Origin of the sequence: Acidiphilium sp. JA12-A1 (assembly GCF_000724705.2) — a bacterium.
Taxonomy (GTDB): domain Bacteria; phylum Pseudomonadota; class Alphaproteobacteria; order Acetobacterales; family Acetobacteraceae; genus Acidiphilium; species Acidiphilium multivorum.
The window spans coordinates 104677-124438 of the sequence record NZ_JFHO01000062.1; the positions used below are offsets into that span (position 1 = coordinate 104677).

Annotated in this window: 20 protein-coding genes; 10 read left to right on the top strand and 10 right to left on the bottom strand. The window is 68.3% G+C overall.

Features of this window, described 5'->3' with window-relative positions; translation table 11 throughout:
* The first annotated feature begins 28 nt into the window (after nt 1-28).
* The gene (locus tag RT91_RS12255) at nt 29-1036 is read left to right on the top strand and encodes a LacI family DNA-binding transcriptional regulator (protein ID WP_007422232.1); all 1008 of its coding nucleotides are present in this window, start codon (nt 29-31) and stop codon (nt 1034-1036) included.
* A gap of 17 nt (nt 1037-1053) precedes the next feature.
* Here the strand turns inward: RT91_RS12255 and RT91_RS12260 are convergent, their stop codons facing one another.
* From RT91_RS12260 to RT91_RS12270, 3 genes are all read right to left on the bottom strand, one after another.
* Nucleotides 1054-3339: an adenosylcobalamin-dependent ribonucleoside-diphosphate reductase gene (locus RT91_RS12260; protein ID WP_035187524.1), complete on the bottom strand. Its 2286-nt coding sequence runs from the start codon at nt 3337-3339 to the stop codon at nt 1054-1056.
* A gap of 99 nt (nt 3340-3438) precedes the next feature.
* On the bottom strand, nt 3439-4326 hold the full coding sequence (locus tag RT91_RS12265; RefSeq protein WP_035187502.1) for a CHAD domain-containing protein: 888 nt from the start codon (nt 4324-4326) through the stop codon (nt 3439-3441).
* Between the two features lie 64 nt (nt 4327-4390).
* Nucleotides 4391-5668, bottom strand: coding sequence for a DUF4010 domain-containing protein (locus tag RT91_RS12270; protein ID WP_231295327.1), 1278 nt, complete (start codon nt 5666-5668; stop codon nt 4391-4393).
* Between the two features lie 170 nt (nt 5669-5838).
* Here RT91_RS12270 and RT91_RS12275 point away from each other — a divergent pair, with 170 nt between their 5' ends.
* Both RT91_RS12275 and hemB read left to right on the top strand, forming a co-directional pair.
* Nucleotides 5839-6912, top strand: coding sequence for a tartrate dehydrogenase (locus RT91_RS12275; protein ID WP_007422236.1), 1074 nt, complete (start codon nt 5839-5841; stop codon nt 6910-6912).
* An 81-nt stretch (nt 6913-6993) separates the two neighbouring features.
* Complete coding sequence (gene hemB, locus RT91_RS12280; protein ID WP_007422237.1) at nt 6994-7989, top strand: porphobilinogen synthase; 996 nt, start codon at nt 6994-6996, stop codon at nt 7987-7989.
* Between the two features lie 49 nt (nt 7990-8038).
* Here the strand turns inward: hemB and RT91_RS12285 are convergent, their stop codons facing one another.
* Nucleotides 8039-8314 (bottom strand): DUF2312 domain-containing protein, encoded by a 276-nt coding sequence (locus RT91_RS12285; RefSeq protein ID WP_007422238.1) that lies wholly within the window; start codon nt 8312-8314, stop codon nt 8039-8041.
* Between the two features lie 57 nt (nt 8315-8371).
* A complete protein-coding gene (locus tag RT91_RS12290) occupies nt 8372-8686 on the bottom strand; it encodes a DUF1244 domain-containing protein (protein WP_007422239.1) in 315 nt (104 codons plus the stop codon).
* Nucleotides 8687-8830: 144 nt separating this feature from the next.
* Between RT91_RS12290 and pyk the strand changes: the two genes are divergently transcribed.
* From pyk to RT91_RS12310, 4 genes are all read left to right on the top strand, one after another.
* Nucleotides 8831-10255 carry a pyruvate kinase gene (gene pyk / locus RT91_RS12295; protein ID WP_011941332.1) on the top strand — a complete coding sequence of 475 codons (1425 nt, stop codon included), beginning with the start codon at nt 8831-8833 and terminating at the stop codon, nt 10253-10255.
* Between the two features lie 62 nt (nt 10256-10317).
* Complete coding sequence (locus RT91_RS12300) at nt 10318-10629, top strand: EthD family reductase (RefSeq protein ID WP_007422241.1); 312 nt, start codon at nt 10318-10320, stop codon at nt 10627-10629.
* Between the two features lie 106 nt (nt 10630-10735).
* Entirely contained in the window at nt 10736-11230 is a 495-nt protein-coding gene (locus RT91_RS12305; RefSeq protein WP_011941331.1) for a hypothetical protein, read from the top strand.
* Nucleotides 11231-11237: 7 nt separating this feature from the next.
* Nucleotides 11238-12005 carry a tyrosine-protein phosphatase gene (locus RT91_RS12310; RefSeq protein ID WP_011941330.1) on the top strand — a complete coding sequence of 256 codons (768 nt, stop codon included), beginning with the start codon at nt 11238-11240 and terminating at the stop codon, nt 12003-12005.
* A gap of 52 nt (nt 12006-12057) precedes the next feature.
* Here RT91_RS12310 and RT91_RS12315 read toward each other — a convergent pair whose 3' ends face one another.
* The 5 genes from RT91_RS12315 to RT91_RS12335 all read right to left on the bottom strand — a co-directional run bounded on the left by RT91_RS12315 (nt 12058) and on the right by RT91_RS12335 (nt 16198).
* Nucleotides 12058-13143, bottom strand: coding sequence for an OmpA family protein (locus RT91_RS12315; RefSeq protein WP_011941329.1), 1086 nt, complete (start codon nt 13141-13143; stop codon nt 12058-12060).
* A gap of 256 nt (nt 13144-13399) precedes the next feature.
* Entirely contained in the window at nt 13400-14494 is a 1095-nt protein-coding gene (locus RT91_RS12320; protein ID WP_011941328.1) for an OmpA family protein, read from the bottom strand.
* A gap of 150 nt (nt 14495-14644) precedes the next feature.
* Nucleotides 14645-15226 carry a DUF2155 domain-containing protein gene (locus RT91_RS12325; RefSeq protein WP_013639235.1) on the bottom strand — a complete coding sequence of 194 codons (582 nt, stop codon included), beginning with the start codon at nt 15224-15226 and terminating at the stop codon, nt 14645-14647.
* On the bottom strand, nt 15223-15723 hold the full coding sequence (gene mlaD, locus RT91_RS12330) for an outer membrane lipid asymmetry maintenance protein MlaD (RefSeq protein WP_011941327.1): 501 nt from the start codon (nt 15721-15723) through the stop codon (nt 15223-15225). Before mlaD ends, RT91_RS12325 begins: the two co-directional genes overlap by 4 nt.
* A gap of 37 nt (nt 15724-15760) precedes the next feature.
* On the bottom strand, nt 15761-16198 hold the full coding sequence (locus tag RT91_RS12335) for an NADH:ubiquinone oxidoreductase subunit NDUFA12 (RefSeq protein ID WP_256363798.1): 438 nt from the start codon (nt 16196-16198) through the stop codon (nt 15761-15763).
* A gap of 160 nt (nt 16199-16358) precedes the next feature.
* Here RT91_RS12335 and RT91_RS12340 point away from each other — a divergent pair, with 160 nt between their 5' ends.
* The 3 genes from RT91_RS12340 to eno are packed head-to-tail and all read left to right on the top strand — an operon-like array spanning nt 16359 to nt 19685.
* Entirely contained in the window at nt 16359-17885 is a 1527-nt protein-coding gene (locus RT91_RS12340; protein ID WP_035187506.1) for a hypothetical protein, read from the top strand.
* A 3-nt stretch (nt 17886-17888) separates the two neighbouring features.
* The gene (locus RT91_RS12345) at nt 17889-18350 is read left to right on the top strand and encodes a RidA family protein (RefSeq protein ID WP_007423032.1); all 462 of its coding nucleotides are present in this window, start codon (nt 17889-17891) and stop codon (nt 18348-18350) included.
* A 57-nt stretch (nt 18351-18407) separates the two neighbouring features.
* Nucleotides 18408-19685 (top strand): phosphopyruvate hydratase, encoded by a 1278-nt coding sequence (gene eno / locus RT91_RS12350; protein WP_035187507.1) that lies wholly within the window; start codon nt 18408-18410, stop codon nt 19683-19685.
* Nucleotides 19686-19762 lie beyond the last annotated feature (77 nt).

The following is a 19762-nucleotide window of genomic DNA, read 5'->3' on the forward strand; positions in this document are numbered from 1 at the left end:
TCTGGCAGGCACGAAAGACAACGCCCCGATGGCCGTCAGTATCAAGGATGTGGCCCGTGCCGCAGGGGTTTCGCCCGCCACGGTCTCGCGCACGCTCGGCGGCGGCCCCGTCAGTGCGGCGCTGCGCGACAAGGTCGAGGAGGCGGTGCGCCGCACCGGCTACCGGCCCAACCTGTCCGCCCGCCGCCTTCGCTCGCAGGAGTCGCAGACGGTCGGGCTGATTGTCGCCGATATCTCGAACCCCTTCTTCACCGCCGTCGCCCGCGCCGTCGAGCACGCCGCCTACCGCGCCGGCCTGCGCGTCATCCTCTGCAATACCGACGAGAACCCCGAGAAGGAAGCGATGTATCTCCAGCTCATGGAGCAGGAGCGCGTCACCGGGGTGATCTTCGCGCCGACCCGCGCCTCAGTGGAGCGGCTCGACCAGGGTCCGCGCCCATCCTTTCCGATGGTGCTGATCGACCGCGCCGGCCGCGCCAGCGCGCAGGATGCCGTGGTGCTCGACAATTTCGCCGCCGGCTCGATGCTGGTCGAACACCTTGCCGGCCAGGGCTACCGGCGCATCGCCGGGCTGTTCGGCAATGCCAGCACCACCGGTGTGGAACGGCGCGACGGCTACGAGGCGGCGATGCTCCGCGCCGGGCTCTCGCCGTCGTCGCGCTTCATCGCCCCCAGCATCGAGGCTGCCGAGCAGGAAATCGCCCGCTGGTTCGCAAAGGGCAACCTGCCCGAGGCGGTGATCGCCAGCAATGGCCTGCTGCTGATGGGCGTGGTCCGCGCCCTGCGCGCCACCGGCCGGCGCATGCCGGAGGATCTCGCGATCGCCGGTTTCGACAATGAAAGCTGGACCGACCTCGTCGGTCCGGGCATCACCGTCATCGAACAGCCGGTGGCACAGATCGGCGAGGAGGCGATGCGCCTTCTGCTCGAAAGGCTCGATGCGCCCGAAGCCCCGGTGCGCAAGACCGTGCTCGGCGGGCGCTGCGTCATCCGCGGCTCAACCGCCCGCCGCGCTCTGGACGAAGCCGCCGAATAAGGCTTACGCCCGGCCCGTCAGCCGCATTTCGACCAGCCGCAATGCAGGCAGCTCAGGCAGCCCGCCTCGCGCACCAGCCCGGGCTGGCTGCATTTCGGGCAGAGCGCGCCGAGCGGGGTTGTGGCCGGCGCTTCCGCCACGCGCTGCTGGCTCGATGGCGGCACCAGGAACCCGGTCTCGACCATGTGCCGCTCGATCACGTCGCCGATCGCCGCGACCAGCGAGGGCACGTAGCGCCCGCCGCTCCACTGCCCGCCGCGCGGGTCGAACACCTGCTTCAGCTCCTCGGCCACGAAAGCGACCTCGCCGCCCCGGCGGAACACCGCCGAGATCATCCGCGTCAACGCCACCACCCAGGCGTAATGTTCGAGATTCTTCGAGTTGACGAACACCTCGAACGGCCGGCGCATCCCGTCCTGCTCGATGTCGTTGATCGTGACGTACATCGCGTGCTCGCTATCCGGCCAGCGCAGCTTGTAGGTGGCACCGATCAGCTTGTCGGCGCGCACCAGCAGCCCGGCGGCGGTGGTCGCGGGCGCGGCTACCGCCGGCTTCGCATCCGCGGGTGGTGCGACCTCCAGCACCGAGCCGGTCACCGCGTTCGGCCGATAGGTGGTGCAACCCTTGCAGCCGCTGCGGTAGGCGTCGAGATAGACCTCCTGGAACGCCTCGAAGCCAATATCCTCCGGCACGTTCACCGTCTTGGAGATCGCGCTGTCGACATGGCGCTGCACTGCCGCCTGCATCCGCACATGTTCGGCCGGGGTCAGCTCCTGCGCGGTGACGAAATGCGCGGGCAGCGGCGCCCCCTCGCCGAACTTCGCGCGGAACAGCCGCAGCGCGTAGTCGGTGACCTCCTCCTCGCGCCGGCTGCCATCGCGTTGCAGCACCTTGCGGGTATAGGCCAGGGCGAAGACCGGCTCGACCCCGCTCGACACGTTGTCCGACAGCAGCGAGATCGTCCCCGTCGGCGCGACCGAGGTAAGCAGCGCGTTGCGGATTCCGTGCGCGGCGATGGCGGCGCGGACATCCTCGTCGAGCCCGGCGATGGTCTCGCCGGCGAGGTATTGCGCGGCGTCGTAGAGCGGGAACGCGCCCTTCTCGGCGGCGAGTGCGGCGGAGGCGAGATAGGCGGCGCGCTCGATCTGCCGCGCCCAGTCGCCGGCCCGCGCGGCGGCCTCCGGCGTGCCGTAGCGCAGGCCGCACATCATCAGCGCATCGGCGAGCCCGGTCATGCCGAGGCCGACGCGCCGCTTGGCCACCGCCTCCTCGCGCTGCGCCTCCAGCGGGAAGCCGGAGGCGTCGATCGTGTCGTCCAGCATGCGGACCGCAATGGTGACGAGTTCGGCAAGCTCCGCCTCGTCGATCCGCGCGCCGGGGCCGAACGGATCGCGCACCAGCCGCGCGAGGTTGATCGAGCCGAGCAGGCAGGCGCCATAGGGCGGCAGCGGCTGCTCGCCGCAGGGATTGGTCGCGTGGATCGTCTCGCAGTAATAGAGGTTGTTGCGCTTGTTGATCCGGTCGATGAAGATCACGCCCGGCTCGGCGTAATCATAAGTCGCGCGGGTGATCGCCTCCCACAGCGCCCGCGCCTGCAGCGTGCGATAGACCTTGCCCTCGAACACGAGATCCCACGCCGCATCCACCTCGACCGCGCGCATGAAATCATCGGTGACGAGCACCGAGAGGTTGAAGTTGCGCAGCCGCCCAGGCTCGCGCTTGGCGGCAATGAAGGCCTCGATATCGGGGTGGTCGCAGCGCATCGTCGCCATCATCGCGCCGCGCCGCGCCCCGGCGGACATGATGGTGCGGCACATCGAATCCCACACATCCATGAACGAGAGCGGACCCGACGCATCGGCGCCGACCCCGCGCACCGCAGCGCCCTTGGGCCGGATCGAGGAGAAATCGTAGCCGATGCCGCCGCCCTGTTGCATGGTCAGCGCCGCCTCGCGCAGATGGGCGAAGATCCGGCCGAGATCGTCCTCGATGTCGCCCATCACGAAGCAGTTGAACAGCGTTACCCGCCGCGCCGTGCCGGCGCCGGAAATGATCCGCCCGGCGGGGACGAAGCGGAAATCGCGCAGCGCCTCGTAGAACGGCGCCTCCCAGCTTGAGGGCTCGCGCTCGGTTTCCGCCAGGGCGCGGGCGACACGCCGCCATGTGTCCTCGACGGTGCGGTCGACCGGCTCGCCGGCCTCGTCCTTCAGCCGGTATTTCGCATCCCAGATCTGCGCCGAGATCGGCGCCATCGTGTCGATCACGGAGGAAAGGGAAGCGGAAAAGTCTGCCGGGATATCCATGTCGATCACTCCGATCTGGCGTTCGGGCGCGCAAGCGGCGCCGACTCGGGCCGGCGCATCATACCAGTGCTGCGCCCCCCACCGCCACCTCGGCGCGGCTCACTTCCAGGGACGGGAGGCGGCGCGATAGTCCCGCCATGCCGGTTCCAGACGGCGTTTCGCCTTCCGCGCGCGGCGTGTCGCCCAGCGCCGCACAAGGGACGCCACAGGCACATCGTCAGCCGCAAGCTCTTCCGCAAGGTCATGCGCGACCCCGGCATCGTTGAACCGGCCGAGCTGGTCGAGCACCGCGGCGGCGGCGGTGCGGAAATCCCCGAGTGCGAGGCCGGGCGCCACACCCTCCAGCGCCTCGGCGGCGTAGTTCGCCCGCTTCAGCGCCTTGCGCAGCGCGTGCAACTCCTTGTCCGACAGGCGGGCGATCCGCCGCCCGCGCCGTCGCACCCGCCGGTCGAGCCGGCGGAGCAGTTCAGGCGCCAGCACGTCGATCGGCCGGCTCGTCGCGTCCGGCGCGATGATGGACGGCCCGGCTGCCCAGCGCGCGATGTCCCGGGCGAGATCCGCGCATTCCGACGCCGCCCCGCTCGCTGCCAGACGCTCATGCGCCTGTCGCCGCGCCGCGTCCGACGCCGCGAGCACCGCCGCCGCCGCCGCCACGTCCACCTCCCCCTTCATCGCCGCGGGGAAGGATCTCAGGCACGCCACGTCCCAGTCCCGCGCCGGGCTGTATGCTCGGCCGAGTTCGCGCAGCGCGGCGTCGAACCGCCGCCGTTCGGCGCGGTCGAGACAGGGGGCGAAAAGAGCGAGCACGCTGCGCAGCCGACGGATCGCCACCCGGCGCCGGTGCACCGATTCGACATCGTCCACATCGTCCCGGCCGAGCTCGGCGCAACGCGCGGCAATGATCCGCCGCCAGGCCGTGCGCGTCCGCAGCCGCGGCGGATGCGCCTTTGCCGCCGCGGCGGCATGCCGGGTTCCGCTCTCAGCCATCACATCCCTCCGCGGTCGCGGTTGGAACGCCTCACCACACCCTGCGCCCGGGCGATAAACGGCGTCAATGCACCAGAATGGCCGCGCCGAGGCTCGCCGCCGCCATCAGCACCATGAACGCCACCAGCGGCGCGCCGGTCCTGAAGCGGGAATAGGCGCTGGCATAGATCGCCTGGAAGATGTGGTTCGAGCCGGTCGCGATCAGCACGGCTTCCATCTCCACCGGGTCCGGCGCCGCGCCCGCGCCATGCGTCGCGAGGCTGATGATGAACGGGTTGATGTCGGTCACGCCGACGATCCCGGCCAGGGTGTAGAGGCCGGAACTGCCATAGGCCCGCATCGTCACCGAGGCGAGGATGGAAACGACGACGAACAGCACCCCGAACGTCGCCGCCGTGCCGAGGCCGAGCGGGTTGGAGACATCGGCGATCGCCGGCGGCGCCGTCGCCGCGTGGTTGCGCAGGCGATACCAGACGAGTGCGATCAGCCCGCCGAGCGCGCCCACCCCGAGCATCCACGGCGCGAGCGATAGCGCCATCGCCGGATCGAACAGCAGGATCACCACGAGCAGGCGCGGATACATCACCGCATTCGCCAGCACGATGCCGCTCTGCGCCTCGACCACCGCCGCCGCCTCGGCGGCGGCGCGGCGGGCGAGCACCACGGTGGTCACGGTCGAGGAATAGATGCCGCCGAGAAAGGCGACCAAGAGCCCCGAGCCGCGCGGCACCACATAGCGGCGCAGCAGATAGCTGGCATAGGAAATTGACGAGACCGCCACCATCGCGAGCCACGCCTCGTACGGGGTCACGCTGGTGATCGTCGTCACCGGCCGGTCGGGCAGCAGCGGCAGCACGAGGCCGGTGATCAGCAGGAATCGCCCGGCATTGACGATCTCGGCGAGGTCGATCCCGCGCGCCAGCGAATGCAGCGTCTCGCGCGCCGTCAGCAGCAGCGTCGCCGCGACGGTAAGCCCCACCGCCATCCAGAACGGCCCGGCCAGCGCCAGCGGGCCGATCAGGAAGGCGAGCACGTTCGACAGCGGTGCCATCAGCCCGACATTGCGCGAGCCGTCCGGGGCGAGTTCCTCCATGCCGCGCCAGTAATAGAGGCCAAGCCAGAGACCGAGCACGGCGAGCCCGACGCCGAGCAGCAGCGGCGGCGCGGGGTCGAGCGCGTAGAGCACGCCGCCAGCCAGCGCCAGCAACGGGAAGCTGCGCACCCCGCCCGGCCTGCTTCTGCCAGCGCGGGCGTTGAAATCCTCGTAGGCCAGACCGAAGAAGAAGCCGAGCCCGACAAGGATGAGCCAGGCGGCAAACCCCGTATGCCCGAGGGCGATCATGCCCGCATCCGTCTTCATCCTGCCCGCGTCATCGCCGCACGCCCTCCGCTGCCACCGGTTTTGCCCCGGCGCGAGACATGTTACCGCAGCCGACGATGCGCCGCGCCCGCCCTTCGGGCAAGCCGGCCCGGCGCGCAACGGTTCACCCACGGGCAGAGGAGCAAGCGCCCATGAAGACCTACCGGATCGCCTCGATTCCCGGCGACGGCATCGGCCCCGAAGTGATCGGTGCCGGGCTCGACGTGCTCGACGCCCTCGCCCGCCGCGACGGCGGCTTCGCGCTCGACGTCACGGCGTTCGACTACGGCTCGGATTACTACCGCCGCCACGGGGTGATGATGCCGGACGGCGCGCTGGAACGGCTGAAGGCCTTCGACGCAATCTATTTCGGCGCGGTCGGCGCGCCGGACATCCCCGACCATGTCACCCTCTGGGGTCTGCGCCTCGCGATCTGCCAGGGGTTCGACCAGTATGCCAATGTCCGCCCGACCCGGGTGCTGCGCGGCCTCGACTCGCCGCTGCGCGCCTGCGCCCCGGCGGATCTCGACTGGGTGATCGTGCGCGAGAACAGCGAGGGCGAATATGCCGGCCAGGGCGGCCGCTCGCATCGCGGCCACGCCGAGGAGGTCGCGACCGAGGTGGCGATCTTCACGCGCGCCGGCGTCGCGCGGATCATGCGCTTCGCCTTCGCCCTCGCCGCGTCGCGCCCGCGCAGGCACCTCACCGTCGTCACCAAGTCGAACGCGCAGCGCCACGGCATGGTGCTGTGGGACGAGGTCGCCGCCGAGACAGCGCGCGATTTCCCGGAGGTGACGTGGGACAAGATGCTGGTCGATGCGATGACCGTCCGCATGGTGCACGCCCCGGCGAGCATCGACACGGTGGTGGCGACCAACCTGCACGCCGACATCCTCTCCGACCTCGCCGCCGCACTCGCCGGCTCGATCGGCATTGCACCGACGGCGAACGTCAACCCGGAGCGGAACTACCCCTCGATGTTCGAGCCGATCCACGGCTCCGCCTTCGACATCACCGGCAAGGGCATCGCCAATCCGGTCGGCGCGTTCTGGACGGCGTCGCAGATGCTGGAGCATCTCGGCGAGGCGGATGCGGCGCGGCGGCTGATGGCGGCGGTGGAACGGGTGACGGCGGCCGGCATCCGCACCCGCGATCTCGGCGGCGATGCCACCACGGCCGAGGTAACGGCGGCGGTGATCGACGCGATCGAGGGCGGCAACGCATAGGCGCAGCGCAGCCTGCGCCCCTTGCGCCGGCCCCTTCCATGCGCAATTCGACTACGTGTGTAACGAGCACGAGGAGCAGCAATGATCACCGGCAGCTTTCCGACCACCCGCCTGCGCCGCAACCGCCGCGATGGCTGGACGCGGCGCATGGTCGCCGAGACCACGCTGTCGGTGGACAATCTGATCTGGCCGATCTTCGTCCGCGCCGGCGATGGCGAGCCGACGCCGGTCGCCACCATGCCGGGTGTCGTGCGGGTCGGGCTCGACCGCCTCGCCGCCCATGTCGAGCCGGCGGCGCGGCTCGGCATTCCGGCCATCGCCCTGTTTCCCGCCACCCCGCCCGAGCTCAAGAACCCCGAGGGCACCGAGGCGCTGAACCCGGACAACCTGATCTGCCAGGCCGCCCGGCTGCTCAAGCGCGAATTCCCCGAGCTCGGCCTGATCGGCGATGTGGCGCTCGATCCCTATACCGATCACGGGCATGACGGCGTGCTGCGCGAAGGCTATGTCGCCAACGACGAATCGGTCGAGATCCTCGAACGCCAGGCGGTGAACCAGGCGCTCGCCGGGATCGACGTGATCGCGCCCTCGGACATGATGGACGGGCGGATCGGCAGCATCCGCGCCGCCCTCGATTCCGAGGGGCTGATCGACACGCGGATCATGAGCTACGCCGCCAAATACGCCTCCGCCTTCTACGGCCCGTTCCGCGAGGCGCTCGGCTCCAACGCGGCGCTGAAGGGCGACAAGAAGACCTACCAAATGGACCCCGCCAACACCGACGAGGCGCTGCGCGAGGTGGCGATGGACATCGACGAGGGCGCCGACATGGTGATGGTCAAGCCGGGCATGCCCTATCTCGACATCATCCGCCGCGTGCACGAGCGCTTCGCGGTGCCGACCTTCGCCTATCAGGTGAGCGGCGAATACGCAATGCTCGCCACCGCGATGGAACACGGGCTGCTCGACCGCGAGCGCGGCATTCTCGAAACGCTGATGGGCTTCCGCCGCGCCGGCGCCGCCGGGGTGCTCACCTATTTCGCGGTGGAAGCGGCAACCCTGCTGCGCCGGGGCTGAGCCGGCGATCACAGGTCGGGCGGCGCCAGGTGCGCGCCGCCCCCTCAACTCACATGCCGAGCGCGCGGCGATAGACGTCGATCAGCATTTCCTGCTCCTCGACCTCGGCCGGCTCCTGCTTGCGCAGGCGGATGAGCTGACGCAGCACCTTGACATCGAAGCCGGCCGATTTCGCCTCGGCATAGATGTCCTTGATGTCCGAGCCCAGCGCCTTGCGCTCCTCCTCGAGCCGCTCGATGCGCTCGACGATGCTGCGCAGCCGGTCGGCCGCGATATTGCCGTGGCTCGCATTGTCTTCCTGGGTCTCTGCCGCATCGAACGCCATCTGTGCTCCTCCGTCGGATCGGTCGGACGCGCGGGATAGAGCGCGCGCCCGCGCCGGTCAATGCCCCTGCCGGCTCGCGACCTCGAAGGCCGCCTTCTGCGCGTCGCTGGCCGGGGTCTGGTGGCGCGCCTGCCATTCCTTGTAGGGCATGCCGTACACGATTTCGCGCGCATCCGGATCGCTCAGCTCCAGGCCGCGCGCCTCCGCCGCCTCGCGGTACCAGCGCGAAAGGCAGTTCCGGCAGAAGCCGGCAAGGTTCATCATGTCGATATTCTGCACATCCGTCCGCTCGCGCAGATGCGCGACCAGACGTCGGAAAGCCGCTGCCTCGAGTTCGGTGCGGGTGGCATCGTCGAATCGGTCGTTGTCCATTGAAACGGTCTCCTTACGCGTGCGGCAGGTGGTCATCGCCGCGCATGTTTGCCATAGAGACGTTTATCACGACGCCGGTCACGGCGCGACACGATAACCCGGTCATCGGGACCTGGCAGGCGGACAGATTCAGAGGGGACCAGCATGGCATCCAGGCTGCGGCGTCATCGGCGCACGAAAATCGTTGCAACCATCGGGCCGGCAAGTTCGACGCCGGAGATACTGTCGCAGCTCTTCGAGACCGGCGCCGACGTGTTCCGGCTCAATTTCAGCCACGGCACGCATGAGGATCACCTTGCGCGCCTGCAGATGATCCGCGCGCTGGAGCGGAAGTTCGACCGGCCGATCGGCATCCTCGCCGACGTGCAGGGGCCGAAGCTGCGCGTCGGCCAGTTTCGCGGCGGACGCGTGCAGTTGCAGACCGGCGCCGAATTCCAGCTCGACCTCAACCCCGCCCCCGGCGATACCCGCCGCGTCAACCTGCCGCATCCCGAGATCATCGAGGCCGCCAGCATCGGCGCCACCCTGCTGCTCGACGACGGCAAGCTGCGCCTGCGGGTGCTGCGCAAGCGCGAGGACCACCTGCTGACCGAGGTCGTCACCGGCGGCCCGCTCTCCGACCGCAAGGGCGTCAACGTGCCCGACGTGGTGCTGCCGATCCCGGCGCTGACGAAGAAGGACCGGGCCGATCTCGCCTTCGCGCTCGAACACGGCATCGACTATATCGGCCTGTCCTTCGTCCAGCGCGCCGCCGACGTGCTGGAGGCGAAGGAGATCGCCGCCGGCCGCGCCCTGGTGATGACCAAGATGGAAAAGCCCCAGGCGCTCGACAATCTCGACGAGATCATGGATGCGACCGATGCCGTCATGGTCGCGCGCGGCGATCTCGGCGTCGAGCTGCCGCCCGAGGAAGTGCCGATCGTGCAGAAGCGCATCATCCGCGCCGCCCAGCAGCGCGGCCTGCCGGTGGTCGTCGCGACGCAGATGCTGGAGAGCATGATCTCCGCCCCCGCCCCCACCCGCGCCGAGGCATCGGACGTGGCGACCGCGGTGTTCGACGGCGCCGATGCGGTGATGCTCTCGGCCGAGAGTGCCGCCGGCCAGTATCCGCGCGAGGCGGTGAACATGATGGACCGCATCGTCGCCCGGGTGGAGCGGGACGATGACTGGCGGCGGACGATCGACGCCAAGCGGCCGGACCCCGAACCTTCCTCGGCCGATGCCATCGCCCGTGCCGCCGAACAGGTCGCGCACACGATCGGCGCGCGCGCCATCGTCGCCTTCACCAGTTCCGGCGCCAGCGCGCTGCGCGTCGCCCGCGAGCGGCCGGACTGCCCCGTGATCGGCCTGACACCCAGTCTCGACACCGCCCGCCGCCTCGCGGCGGTCTGGGGCGTGCATGCCGTGGTCACGCAGGATGTGGGCTCGATGACCGAGGCTGTCGCCCTTTCGGCGAAGGTCGCGCGGCAGGAGGGCTTCGCCCAGCCGGGCGAAGAAATCGTCGTCGTCGCCGGCGTCCCCTTCGGCCAGAGCGGCACGACCAACGCGCTGCGCGTGGCCAGGGTGTAACCCGCACGCCCCTTGCATTGCCGCCGTGCCCGGGCAAGACTGAAGCCTAGGGAGGACATCATATGATCGCGATTACCGTTCTGTATCCGAAGACCGCCACCTCGACCTTCGACACCACCTATTACCACGACAAGCACATGAAGCTGGTCGGCGACCGCTGGGGATCGATGGGCCTCAAGGGCGCCACCGTGCTGCATGGCGTCAACGGGCCGGATGGCGCGGCTCCGCCCTACGCCGTCATCACCACGCTCCAGTTCGAAAGCCTTGAGGCCTTCGGCAAGGCCGTGCAGGCGCATGGCCCCGAGGTGATGGGCGACATCGCCAACTTCACCAACGTCCAGCCGGTCCTGCAATTCAGCGAGATCGCCGCCTGACACGGAATTTAACCTGAACTTTCTTTACTTCCCGAGGCTTCCGGGCCTATCTGAAGGCGGTCGCGATCTTGTGCGGCCGCCTTTTGTTGTTCCGTTGGGAGGTTGCATGCGCCGGATCGCCCCGCTCCTGTTCGCCGCCGCGTTCATTACCGGCAATGCGTCCGCCTGCGTCACGCCGCAGAACCAGGAAGCGCTCGACATCATCGGCCTGAAAAGCACGCTGATGGTCTCGGCCCTCACCTGTGGCCAGCGCAGCCAGTACGATCAGTTCATGACGCGCTTTCATCCCTACATCCTGCGCGAGCAGCATGTTCTGGACGCTTATTTCCGGGCCCGGCACGGGCGCGCCTATCAGCATTACGAAGACAGCTACGTGACCAATCTCGCGAACGCGCAGTCCACCGCCGGCATCCATCAGGGTTCCGATTTCTGCGCCGCGAGCCAGCATTTGTTCGATCAGGTGCTCGGCCAGCCCGACCAGACGGCGCTGGTCACCTTCGCCCGCCAGAATCCGGCGGCGCAGCCGATCGTCGTGCTGACCTGCGGCATCGTCGAGTCGGACGAGTTCCGCCGGATGGAGCAATACACGCCGCGGCACTGATCCCAGCGTGACGACCCTCGCCAACGCGCCGAATTTCCGCGATGTAGGCCCGCTGCCACTGACCGGGGGCGGCACGCTGCGGCCGGGCCGGCTGTTCCGCTCCGGCCAGCTGTCCGGCCTCGACGAGGCCGACCTGAAGCGCCTCGAAGCGCTCGGCATCCGCCTGGTCTGCGACCTTCGCAGCAGCGGCGAACGCAAGCGCTTCGCCTCGCGCTGGCCCACACTCGCCCCGGCGCGGATCATCGAGATGCCCGCCAGCACCGATAGCGCCGCCGGCATGCAGACGCTGATCCTGCGCCTTGCCGGCCAACCCGGTGCGGCGGGCGCGCGGCGGGCGATGCTCGATCTCTATGCCAGCCTGCCCGCCCTGCTCGCCGCGACGATTTCCGCCGCGACAGAAGCGATGGCCAGCGGCTGGGGCGTGCCGGTCCTGCTGCACTGCCATGTCGGCAAGGACCGAACCGGCGTCGCCACCGCGCTGCTGCTCACCGCTCTCGGCGTGCGGCGGGAGGCGATCCTCGCCGATTATGAGGAAACCGGCCGGCGCATCGATATCGTCGAGGAAACCAGGCACATCGCGCGCAGCCTCAACAAGCTGCTCGGCCACACGGTCGATCCCGGCGCGCTCGACGCGCTCGGCCGGACCGATCCCGCCTATCTCGACAGCGCCTTCACCGCGATCGACCGGGATTGGGGCGGTATCGACGCCTACCTGGCCGCCTCCGGCATCACGACCAGCCGGCGCGAGCGCCTCGCGACCTTGTTCCACGCATGAAAAAACCCCGGCGTTTCCGCCGGGGTTTCCTGATCCGATCTGCAGGCCTTGCTCAGTGGAGGATGATTTCCACGCGGCGGTTCTGCGGCTCGCGAACATTCGGGCCGGTCGGCACCAGAAGGTGCGTCTCGCCATAGCCCTTGATCACGATGTCGTTCTTCGACACGCCATCCGCAACCAGCTGGGCCGCCACGTTGTGCGCGCGGCGCAGCGACAGCTTCATGTTGTAGGCCGGCGCACCCGAGGTATCGGTATAGCCGTTCACGTTCAGACGCGTCACCTTCGTGGTCTGCGACGCCTTCGCCGCCTCGGAGACGATCTGCTGCGCCCGCGGCGTCAGGTTCGCCTTGTCCCAGTTGAAGAACACCAGGTAAGTGCGGGCCGGAGCCGGAGCCGGAGCCGCAACCGGCGTCGGCGCGGGAGCCGCGGCCGGAGCCGGCGGCGCAGGCGGGAACAGCTCGTAGCGCAGGCCGACCATCAGCATATTGTTGCCTTCGTCGCCCACCTTCATCGTCACCGGTGTAGCACCGACGGTGGCGCGATAGTTGTCGCTGCCCATGGTGCGCATGTAGCGATATTCGACGGTGGCGGACAGGCCCGGCGCGGCCGGGATCGGGAAGGCCAGACCGGCGATCGCCTGGTAGGCGAAGGCGCCGGGCGTGCCATTGAATCGCGCGCCCGTCACGCCGGCATTGCGCCACTGCAGCCACTGATAGCCGACGCCGGCGCCGACATACGGATAGACATAGGGAACGCCGACATCGAAATCATACAGGGCGTTCGCCATGAAGCCGTATTTCTGCTCGGTGCCGGATACCACCGCCTGCGCGCCGTTCCCGTCGACCTTCGCGGCCTGATTGTGGAAATAGTCGCCCTCGAGTTCGACGCGGAAGCCGTTGCCGAAGCCGTAGCCGACCGAAGCCTCGCCGGTGAACCCGTTGTGGAAGAGGGTACGCGCCCCCGAGGCAAAATCCCCGTACGGCGTCGAGATGCTTTTCACCTTGCGGCTGCCCATGATGTTGTAGCCGAGGCCAAGGCTGACATAGGGGCCGGTGACCGGCTGAGCCATCGCCGCCGCCGGAACCAGGGCGGGAGCCGCGATGATCGTCGCCGCCAGAAGTGTCGTGCGCAATTTCATTTTCGTCTCTCCTCGTGCGCCGGAGCCTGTTTGCTGATCGAACGGTTAAGCTTCCGTCGACGGACATTTAGCATCGCCCCTGCCGATGCAGGAGGGCTTGAACGTTGACGCCCCGTATTTCCGGATTGGTGTTGCTCCAAAACCACAGACCGGAACGCGATGTGACAATATCACGACGTTTCCCAGATCCTTGGCCAATGACAGAAAAACCCCGGCGTTTCCGCCGGGGTTTCCTGATCCGATCCGCAGGCCTTGCTCAGTGAAGGATGATTTCCACGCGGCGGTTCTGCGGCTCGCGAACATTCGGGCCGGTCGGCACCAGAAGGTGCGTCTCGCCATAGCCCTTGATCACGATGTCGTTCTTCGACACGCCATCCGCAACCAGCTGGGCCGCCACGTTGTGCGCGCGGCGCAGCGACAGCTTCATGTTGTAGGCCGGCGCACCCGAGGTATCGGTATAGCCGTTCACGTTCAGACGCGTCACCTTCGTGGTCTGCGACGCCTTCGCCGCCTCGGAGACGATCTGCTGCGCCCGCGGCGTCAGGTTCGCCTTGTCCCAGTTGAAGAACACCAGGTAAGTGCGGGCCGGAGCCGGAGCCGGAGCCGCAACCGGCGTCGGCGCGGGAGCCGCGGCCGGAGCCGGCGGCGCAGGCGGGAACAGCTCGTAGCGCAGGCCGATCAGGAACGTGTGATTGCCCGACTGGCCGACATTGATCTGGGTATTCGGCACGGCACCGGTATCATTGTATTTCCGATTATGGACCAGCGACATGTATTGGTATTGCGCCGTTACCGCGAGCCCCGGAACCTGAGGCAGGTCATAGGCGACGCCGGCGCTGAGATCATAGGCCAGGCTGCCATACGTGCCGCCATAAACGTCGCCGGACGGGTCCGCCACGCCGATATGCTGGAACTTCTGCCACTGATACCCGAGGCCCGCGCCGATGAAGGGCACGAAATTGGTCCCGGTCGGGATGTCGTAATACCCGTTGACCATGAAGCCGTAGGTGTTGACCCCGCCATAGGCGCGGTTCTTGCCCTCGACATTGTCGTCGGCCTTCACGGCGTTGTTACGGAAGAAATTGGTGTCGAGCTCGACCCGGAACCCGTTGCCGAGGCCGTAGCCGACGCCGAGCTGCCCGGCATAATCGGGGCGAAACAGCAGATTGCCGCCCCGCGCCCCGTTCGGCTGGGCAAAATCGTATTTCTGGTTCTGCATCAGGTTGGTGCCGATGCCGAGATCGACATAGGGTCCGGTCACGGGCGGCGGATTCGCGGCCCGCGCCGCCTGCATGCCAAGCGCGAGCGCGGCAGCGCAGCACGCGGTGCAGAGGATCGAGCGATGGGTCATGTGGCCTCCATGCGGTTGTGTAATCGCTGGGAAGGTTGGTGCGGAATTATGTCGTTACAATGACGGATCCTGCCGGCGTGACCGCCGAAACGGTTAACAATCGGTCATTGCGATTTAAGTTACCAATCCGGAACGGACAAATATCCGCGATCAGCCAGCGGAACAACCGATGAGGCGGAATGTCACCGCAGCGTCACCCACCACGGTGGCGCCGGGCTCGGAGCGGATCAGCCAGCCGCGGAACAGGTCGGGGGCAGCCATGCCGTGCCGCACGGTCATGTATACCGCAGCGTCCGGCGGCATGTCGGCCGGGCGGACGACACAGGCGCCGATCGTCACCCGCAGCGCGCCTTCGGTGAAACTCGACCCGACGGGCGCGATGATCCGGTTCACCGCGCCATCGGCCTTCTCAAGCACGTCGAGAATCGCGGCCTGACGCGGATCCCAGATCGGCTTGACCTGTTTCGGCGGCGCAGGCGGCGTCGCCTGCGAACCTTTCGGGGTTGGGGGTCCTGCAAAGGCGCCGCCCTGGTCACCCGGCAAGGTGGGCGCGTTCGGCAGGTCCGGCGCCGGCAGCGCGCCATCCGGCATGGCTGGGCTCGGCGCCGAGGCGACGGGCGGAGCCTCCGGCACCGTCACCACCGATTGACCGGACTGCGCAAGTCCGCGGCCCGGCAGCGCCGCGAACATCGCGACCACCAGAACGACGGCGCCGGCGCGACGGAGGCTCATTTCGGGGCCGGTGCCGAAGTGCCGCCGCCGTTTGCCTTCGCTGTCGAGGTCGCCAGGTTTGCGGCGCTGAAGACGAACTTGCCGAGCAGCGATTCGATGTTGATGGCCGACTGCGTTGCGGTGATTGCCTGGCCGGGCTTCAACATGGTTTCGGAACCGCCGGGCGAGATCGAAAGATAATCGCTGCCCAGCAGCGACGCGCTCTCGATCGCCGCGCTGCTATCCTTCGGAATCTTGACGTCCGGCTGGATGCGGAACTGTACGATTGCGGCATAGGTCTGCGGGTCGAGCGAGGTGCGGGTCACCTCGCCGATCGTGACGCCGGCGATCTTGACCGGAGAGCCGACGGTGAGCGGACCGATGCTGCCGAAACTCGCGCGCAAGTCATATCCCGTGCCGCCGACGGTGCGCGTTCGCGACGCCGCATAGGCGAGAAAGACGGCGGCCGCGACGATCACGACCAGGCCCGCGATGATTTCCGATACCCGATTCTTCATCTCACCCTTTCCGGCTTCCGGCGCAGCAGCTTGCCGCTCAGCCTTCCGGCGTCCAGGATTCGTAATCGCCCGTGGCCATCCCCCGCGTGCCGCCGCGATAATCGTGGCCGCGCGGCCGGTAGGAACCAGGCGTTCCCGTCAGATTCGGCTGGTGCGGCTTCTGCCAGGGGCGGCGCGAAGCCTCGGAGAGCGGGGCGTCGGTCGTGAAATGCAGCCAAGCATGCCATTCGGGCGGCACCAGCGAGGCTTCCCGCGCGCCGCCGGCATAGATCACCCAGCGGCGCTTGCGGCCGTCGGGCCTGCTGGCCCTGCGTTCCTCGAAATAGCGATTGCCGAAACTGTCCTGCCCTACCATCAGGCCGTGGCGAAGCGTGTGCAACGTCAGCCCGGGATTGGCGATCAGCCGGCGCAGACCGCCGAGCGAAGCCAGCGTCGGAACCGTTGACGCATCTGCCGTATCACGGTGTTCGTTCATGCCGCCTGCTATACAGGAGACGGTCGGATCGGTCCATCCGCGCGCCGGCACATGTGCCCCCCGGCTTATCCACAAGATTTTGTGGCCGTGACCTGAATTTTCCACAAGATGACGCCGACCGCCGCTGGAAACCCCATGAGGAACACGTTAGGCTGAGGGCATGAGGAAGGATCCCGCCAGCAGGCATCGCCCGACACCGCACCGCGCGTGGCGCGGCATCCGGCTCAAACGGGTCGAGATCGGGATCGATCCCGATGCCGCACCCGAACCCGCCATCATTCCTGCCGACTGGAGCGATCAGGCCGCCGCCGGGCTGGTGGCGCTACGCGCCGATCGCTCGATGATCGGGGTCGACCAGGCGGCCGATGCCTGGATCGCGCCGCTTGCCGCCGCCGCGGAGCGTCTGGGTCGCGGCGAGGATGTCGCGTCCACGCTGCACCGGCTGGTCGCAACGCGCCGCGCCGCGCCGAGCCCTGGCATCTGGCAGGGCCGTGCCGAGCCGGTGCCTGGCTTCGTCTTCAACCTGCCGCAGTTCCTCGACGAGAGCGGCATGTTCGACGCTGCCGCGTTCGGCGAGGCGGTCGAACACGCGGTGCTCGCCCTCTCGCTGGCGCAACCTTCGGCCCAGCGCCTCGCACTCGGCATGGCCGACCTCGCCCTGCTGCTGGCGCGCCTCGATATCGATTACGCGAGCCCCACGGCGCGCGACGTGGCCGCGACGATCGGCGCGCTGCTCGCCGCCCATGCGGATATTGCCTCGGCCGGGCTGCTGGCGCGGGGCATCGCGCCGGGATGCGCCATCACGCCGGTTCCGGTTCCCGCCAGTTGCGCCCAGCCCGGCCTGCGCGCCGCCTTGCTCGACGCGCGCGAGCGGGCCCTGGCGTGCGGCCTGCGCCAGCATCGCAGCCTGACCGGGCTGCTGCCGCCGGGGCCGGTGGAGATGCTGCTCGACGTCGAGACGGTTGGGATCGCAGCACCGCTCTCGGCGCTGGACTCCGAGGGCGGGCTCGCCCGCTGGGCGCAGGCGCGGCTTGCCGCCTCCGGCCGTACGGCCGAGTCGGCGCTGGCCGCGAGCCTGGCCGGCGCCGATCCGTTCGGCGTGACCGATGCCGCCGGCATCGCCGCAATGCGCGAGGCCATCGCACCGGTCTGCGCCATCCTGCCCGAGGTGCCGTCCCTCCCCGCGCCGCGCGCGGCCTCCGCCGGGCGCGGCAAGCTGCCGGCGCGCCGCGGCGGCTACACCCAGAAGGTTTCGGTGGGCGGGCACCGGCTATTCCTGCGCACCGGTGAATATCCGGACGGGCGGCTGGGCGAGATCATGATCTCGCTACCGAAGGACTCCGCAACGCTGCGCGGCATGGCCGAGGCGTTCGCCGGCGCGGTCAGCATCGGGTTGCAGCATGGCGTGCCTCTGGATGAATTCGTCGATGAATTTGCCTTCACCCGCTTCGCGCCCGCCGGCGCGGTGGAAGGCGACGCAATGATCAGCCAGGCGACCTCGCTCCTCGACTATGTGTTCCGGCACCTGGCCGCGACCTATTCGCAGCGGCCCGATCTCGCGGCGCTCGACCTTGCCGACGATGCGGCTGGTGTCGATGCCGCCGCTCCGCTGCTGCCGCTGGACCTGCCGGAGACCGGAACCGGCCGGCCGAAGCGCCAGCGTCCCGTCCTGAAACTCGTGAGCTGATCCATGGATATACGCGCGCGCCTCGCCGAGAACGGCATAACCCTTCCGCCCGCGGCGAAGGCCGTGGCGAATTACGTGCCGGTGGTGGTCGCCGGTGGAATGGCGATCGTCAGCGGGCAGTTGCCGCTCGCGGGCGGCAAGCTCGCGGTGACGGGAAAGCTCGGCGACGGAGTGACGGTCGAGGACGGGACTGCGGCAGCGCGGGCCTGTTTTATCAACGTGCTCGCGCAGATCGAGGCGCATGTCGAGGGCGGACTCGATGCCGTTGCCCAGGTGGTGCGGCTCGGCGGGTTCATTGCGGCGACGGCGGATTTCGCCGAGCACGCGAAAGTGATGAACGGGGCATCGGACCTCGCGGTGGCGATTTTCGGCGAGGCGGGGCGGCATGCGCGCTCGACCGTCGGCGTCGCCTCGCTGCCGCTCAACGCGGCGGTCGAGGTCGAGGGGATGTTTTTGCTCCGCTGATTGCGCCGGGCCGCCCTTGCGCGTATGCCCCGGTTGCACTGCAAAAGGGGAGATCAGATGAGCGCCATCGCCGATATCACCGCACGGGAAATTCTCGACAGCCGCGGCAATCCGACCGTCGAGGTCGATGTCATCCTGGATTCGGGCGCGATGGGACGCGCCGCTGTGCCCTCCGGTGCCTCGACCGGGGCGCATGAGGCCGTCGAGTTGCGCGATGGTGAGCCGGCGCGGTTCGGCGGCAAGGGCGTGCAACGCGCGGTCGAGGCGGTCGAGGGCGAGATCTTCGATGCGATCGGCGGGATGGATGCCAGCGAGCAGGTCGCAATCGACGAGACGATGATTGATCTCGACGGGACGCCCAACAAGGCCCGCCTGGGGGCGAATGCGATTCTCGGCGTTTCGCTCGCCGTCGCCAAGGCGGCGGCGGACGAGATCGGGCTGCCGCTCTACCGCTATCTCGGCGGAGTCTATGCCCGCACCCTGCCAGTGCCGATGATGAACATCATCAATGGTGGCAAGCACGCGGACAACCCGATCGACATCCAGGAATTCATGATCCAGCCGGTGGGGGCCGCGAGCATCGCCGAGGCGGTGCGGATGGGCTCGGAAGTATTCCAGGCGCTGAAGAAGATCCTGCACGATGCCGGGCACAACACCAATGTCGGTGATGAGGGCGGGTTCGCGCCTGGGCTGAAATCGGCCGAGGAGGCGCTGGGCTTCATGACGCGCGCCGTCGAGGCTGCTGGATACCGGGCCGGCGAGGACATTGCCTTCGCGCTCGATTGCGCGGCGACCGAATTCTACAAGGACGGCAGTTATCACCTTGAGGGCGAGGGCAAGGTGCTCGATGCCGGGGGGATGACCGACTATATCGCGGCACTAGCGAAGAGCTTTCCGATCATCTCGGTCGAGGATCCGCTTTCAGAGGATGACTGGGAGGGCTGGGCGCATTTCACAAGCACACTCGGCGGCGCCATGCAGGTGGTGGGCGACGATCTGTTCGTCACCAACCCGACACGGCTGCGGCGCGGGATCGCGGCGAAGTCGGCCAATTCGATCCTGATCAAGGTGAACCAGATCGGCACGCTGAGCGAGACGCTGGAAGCGGTGGAACTGGCGCAGCGGGCGGGGATGACGGCGGTGATCAGCCATCGTTCGGGCGAGACCGAGGATGCGACCATCGCCGATATCGCGGTGGCGACCAATGCCGGGCAGATCAAGACCGGGTCGCTGGCGCGGTCGGACCGGGTGGCGAAGTATAACCAGCTGATCCGCATCGAGGCGGAACTCGACATCGCGGGTCGCTTCGCCGGGCGGACCATTCTGCGCGGCTAAAGTATCATCCGATCGGATGGAATCATCTGATCGGATAAAGATGCTCAATTTATCAATTGGATGGAGCACTTTCCGAT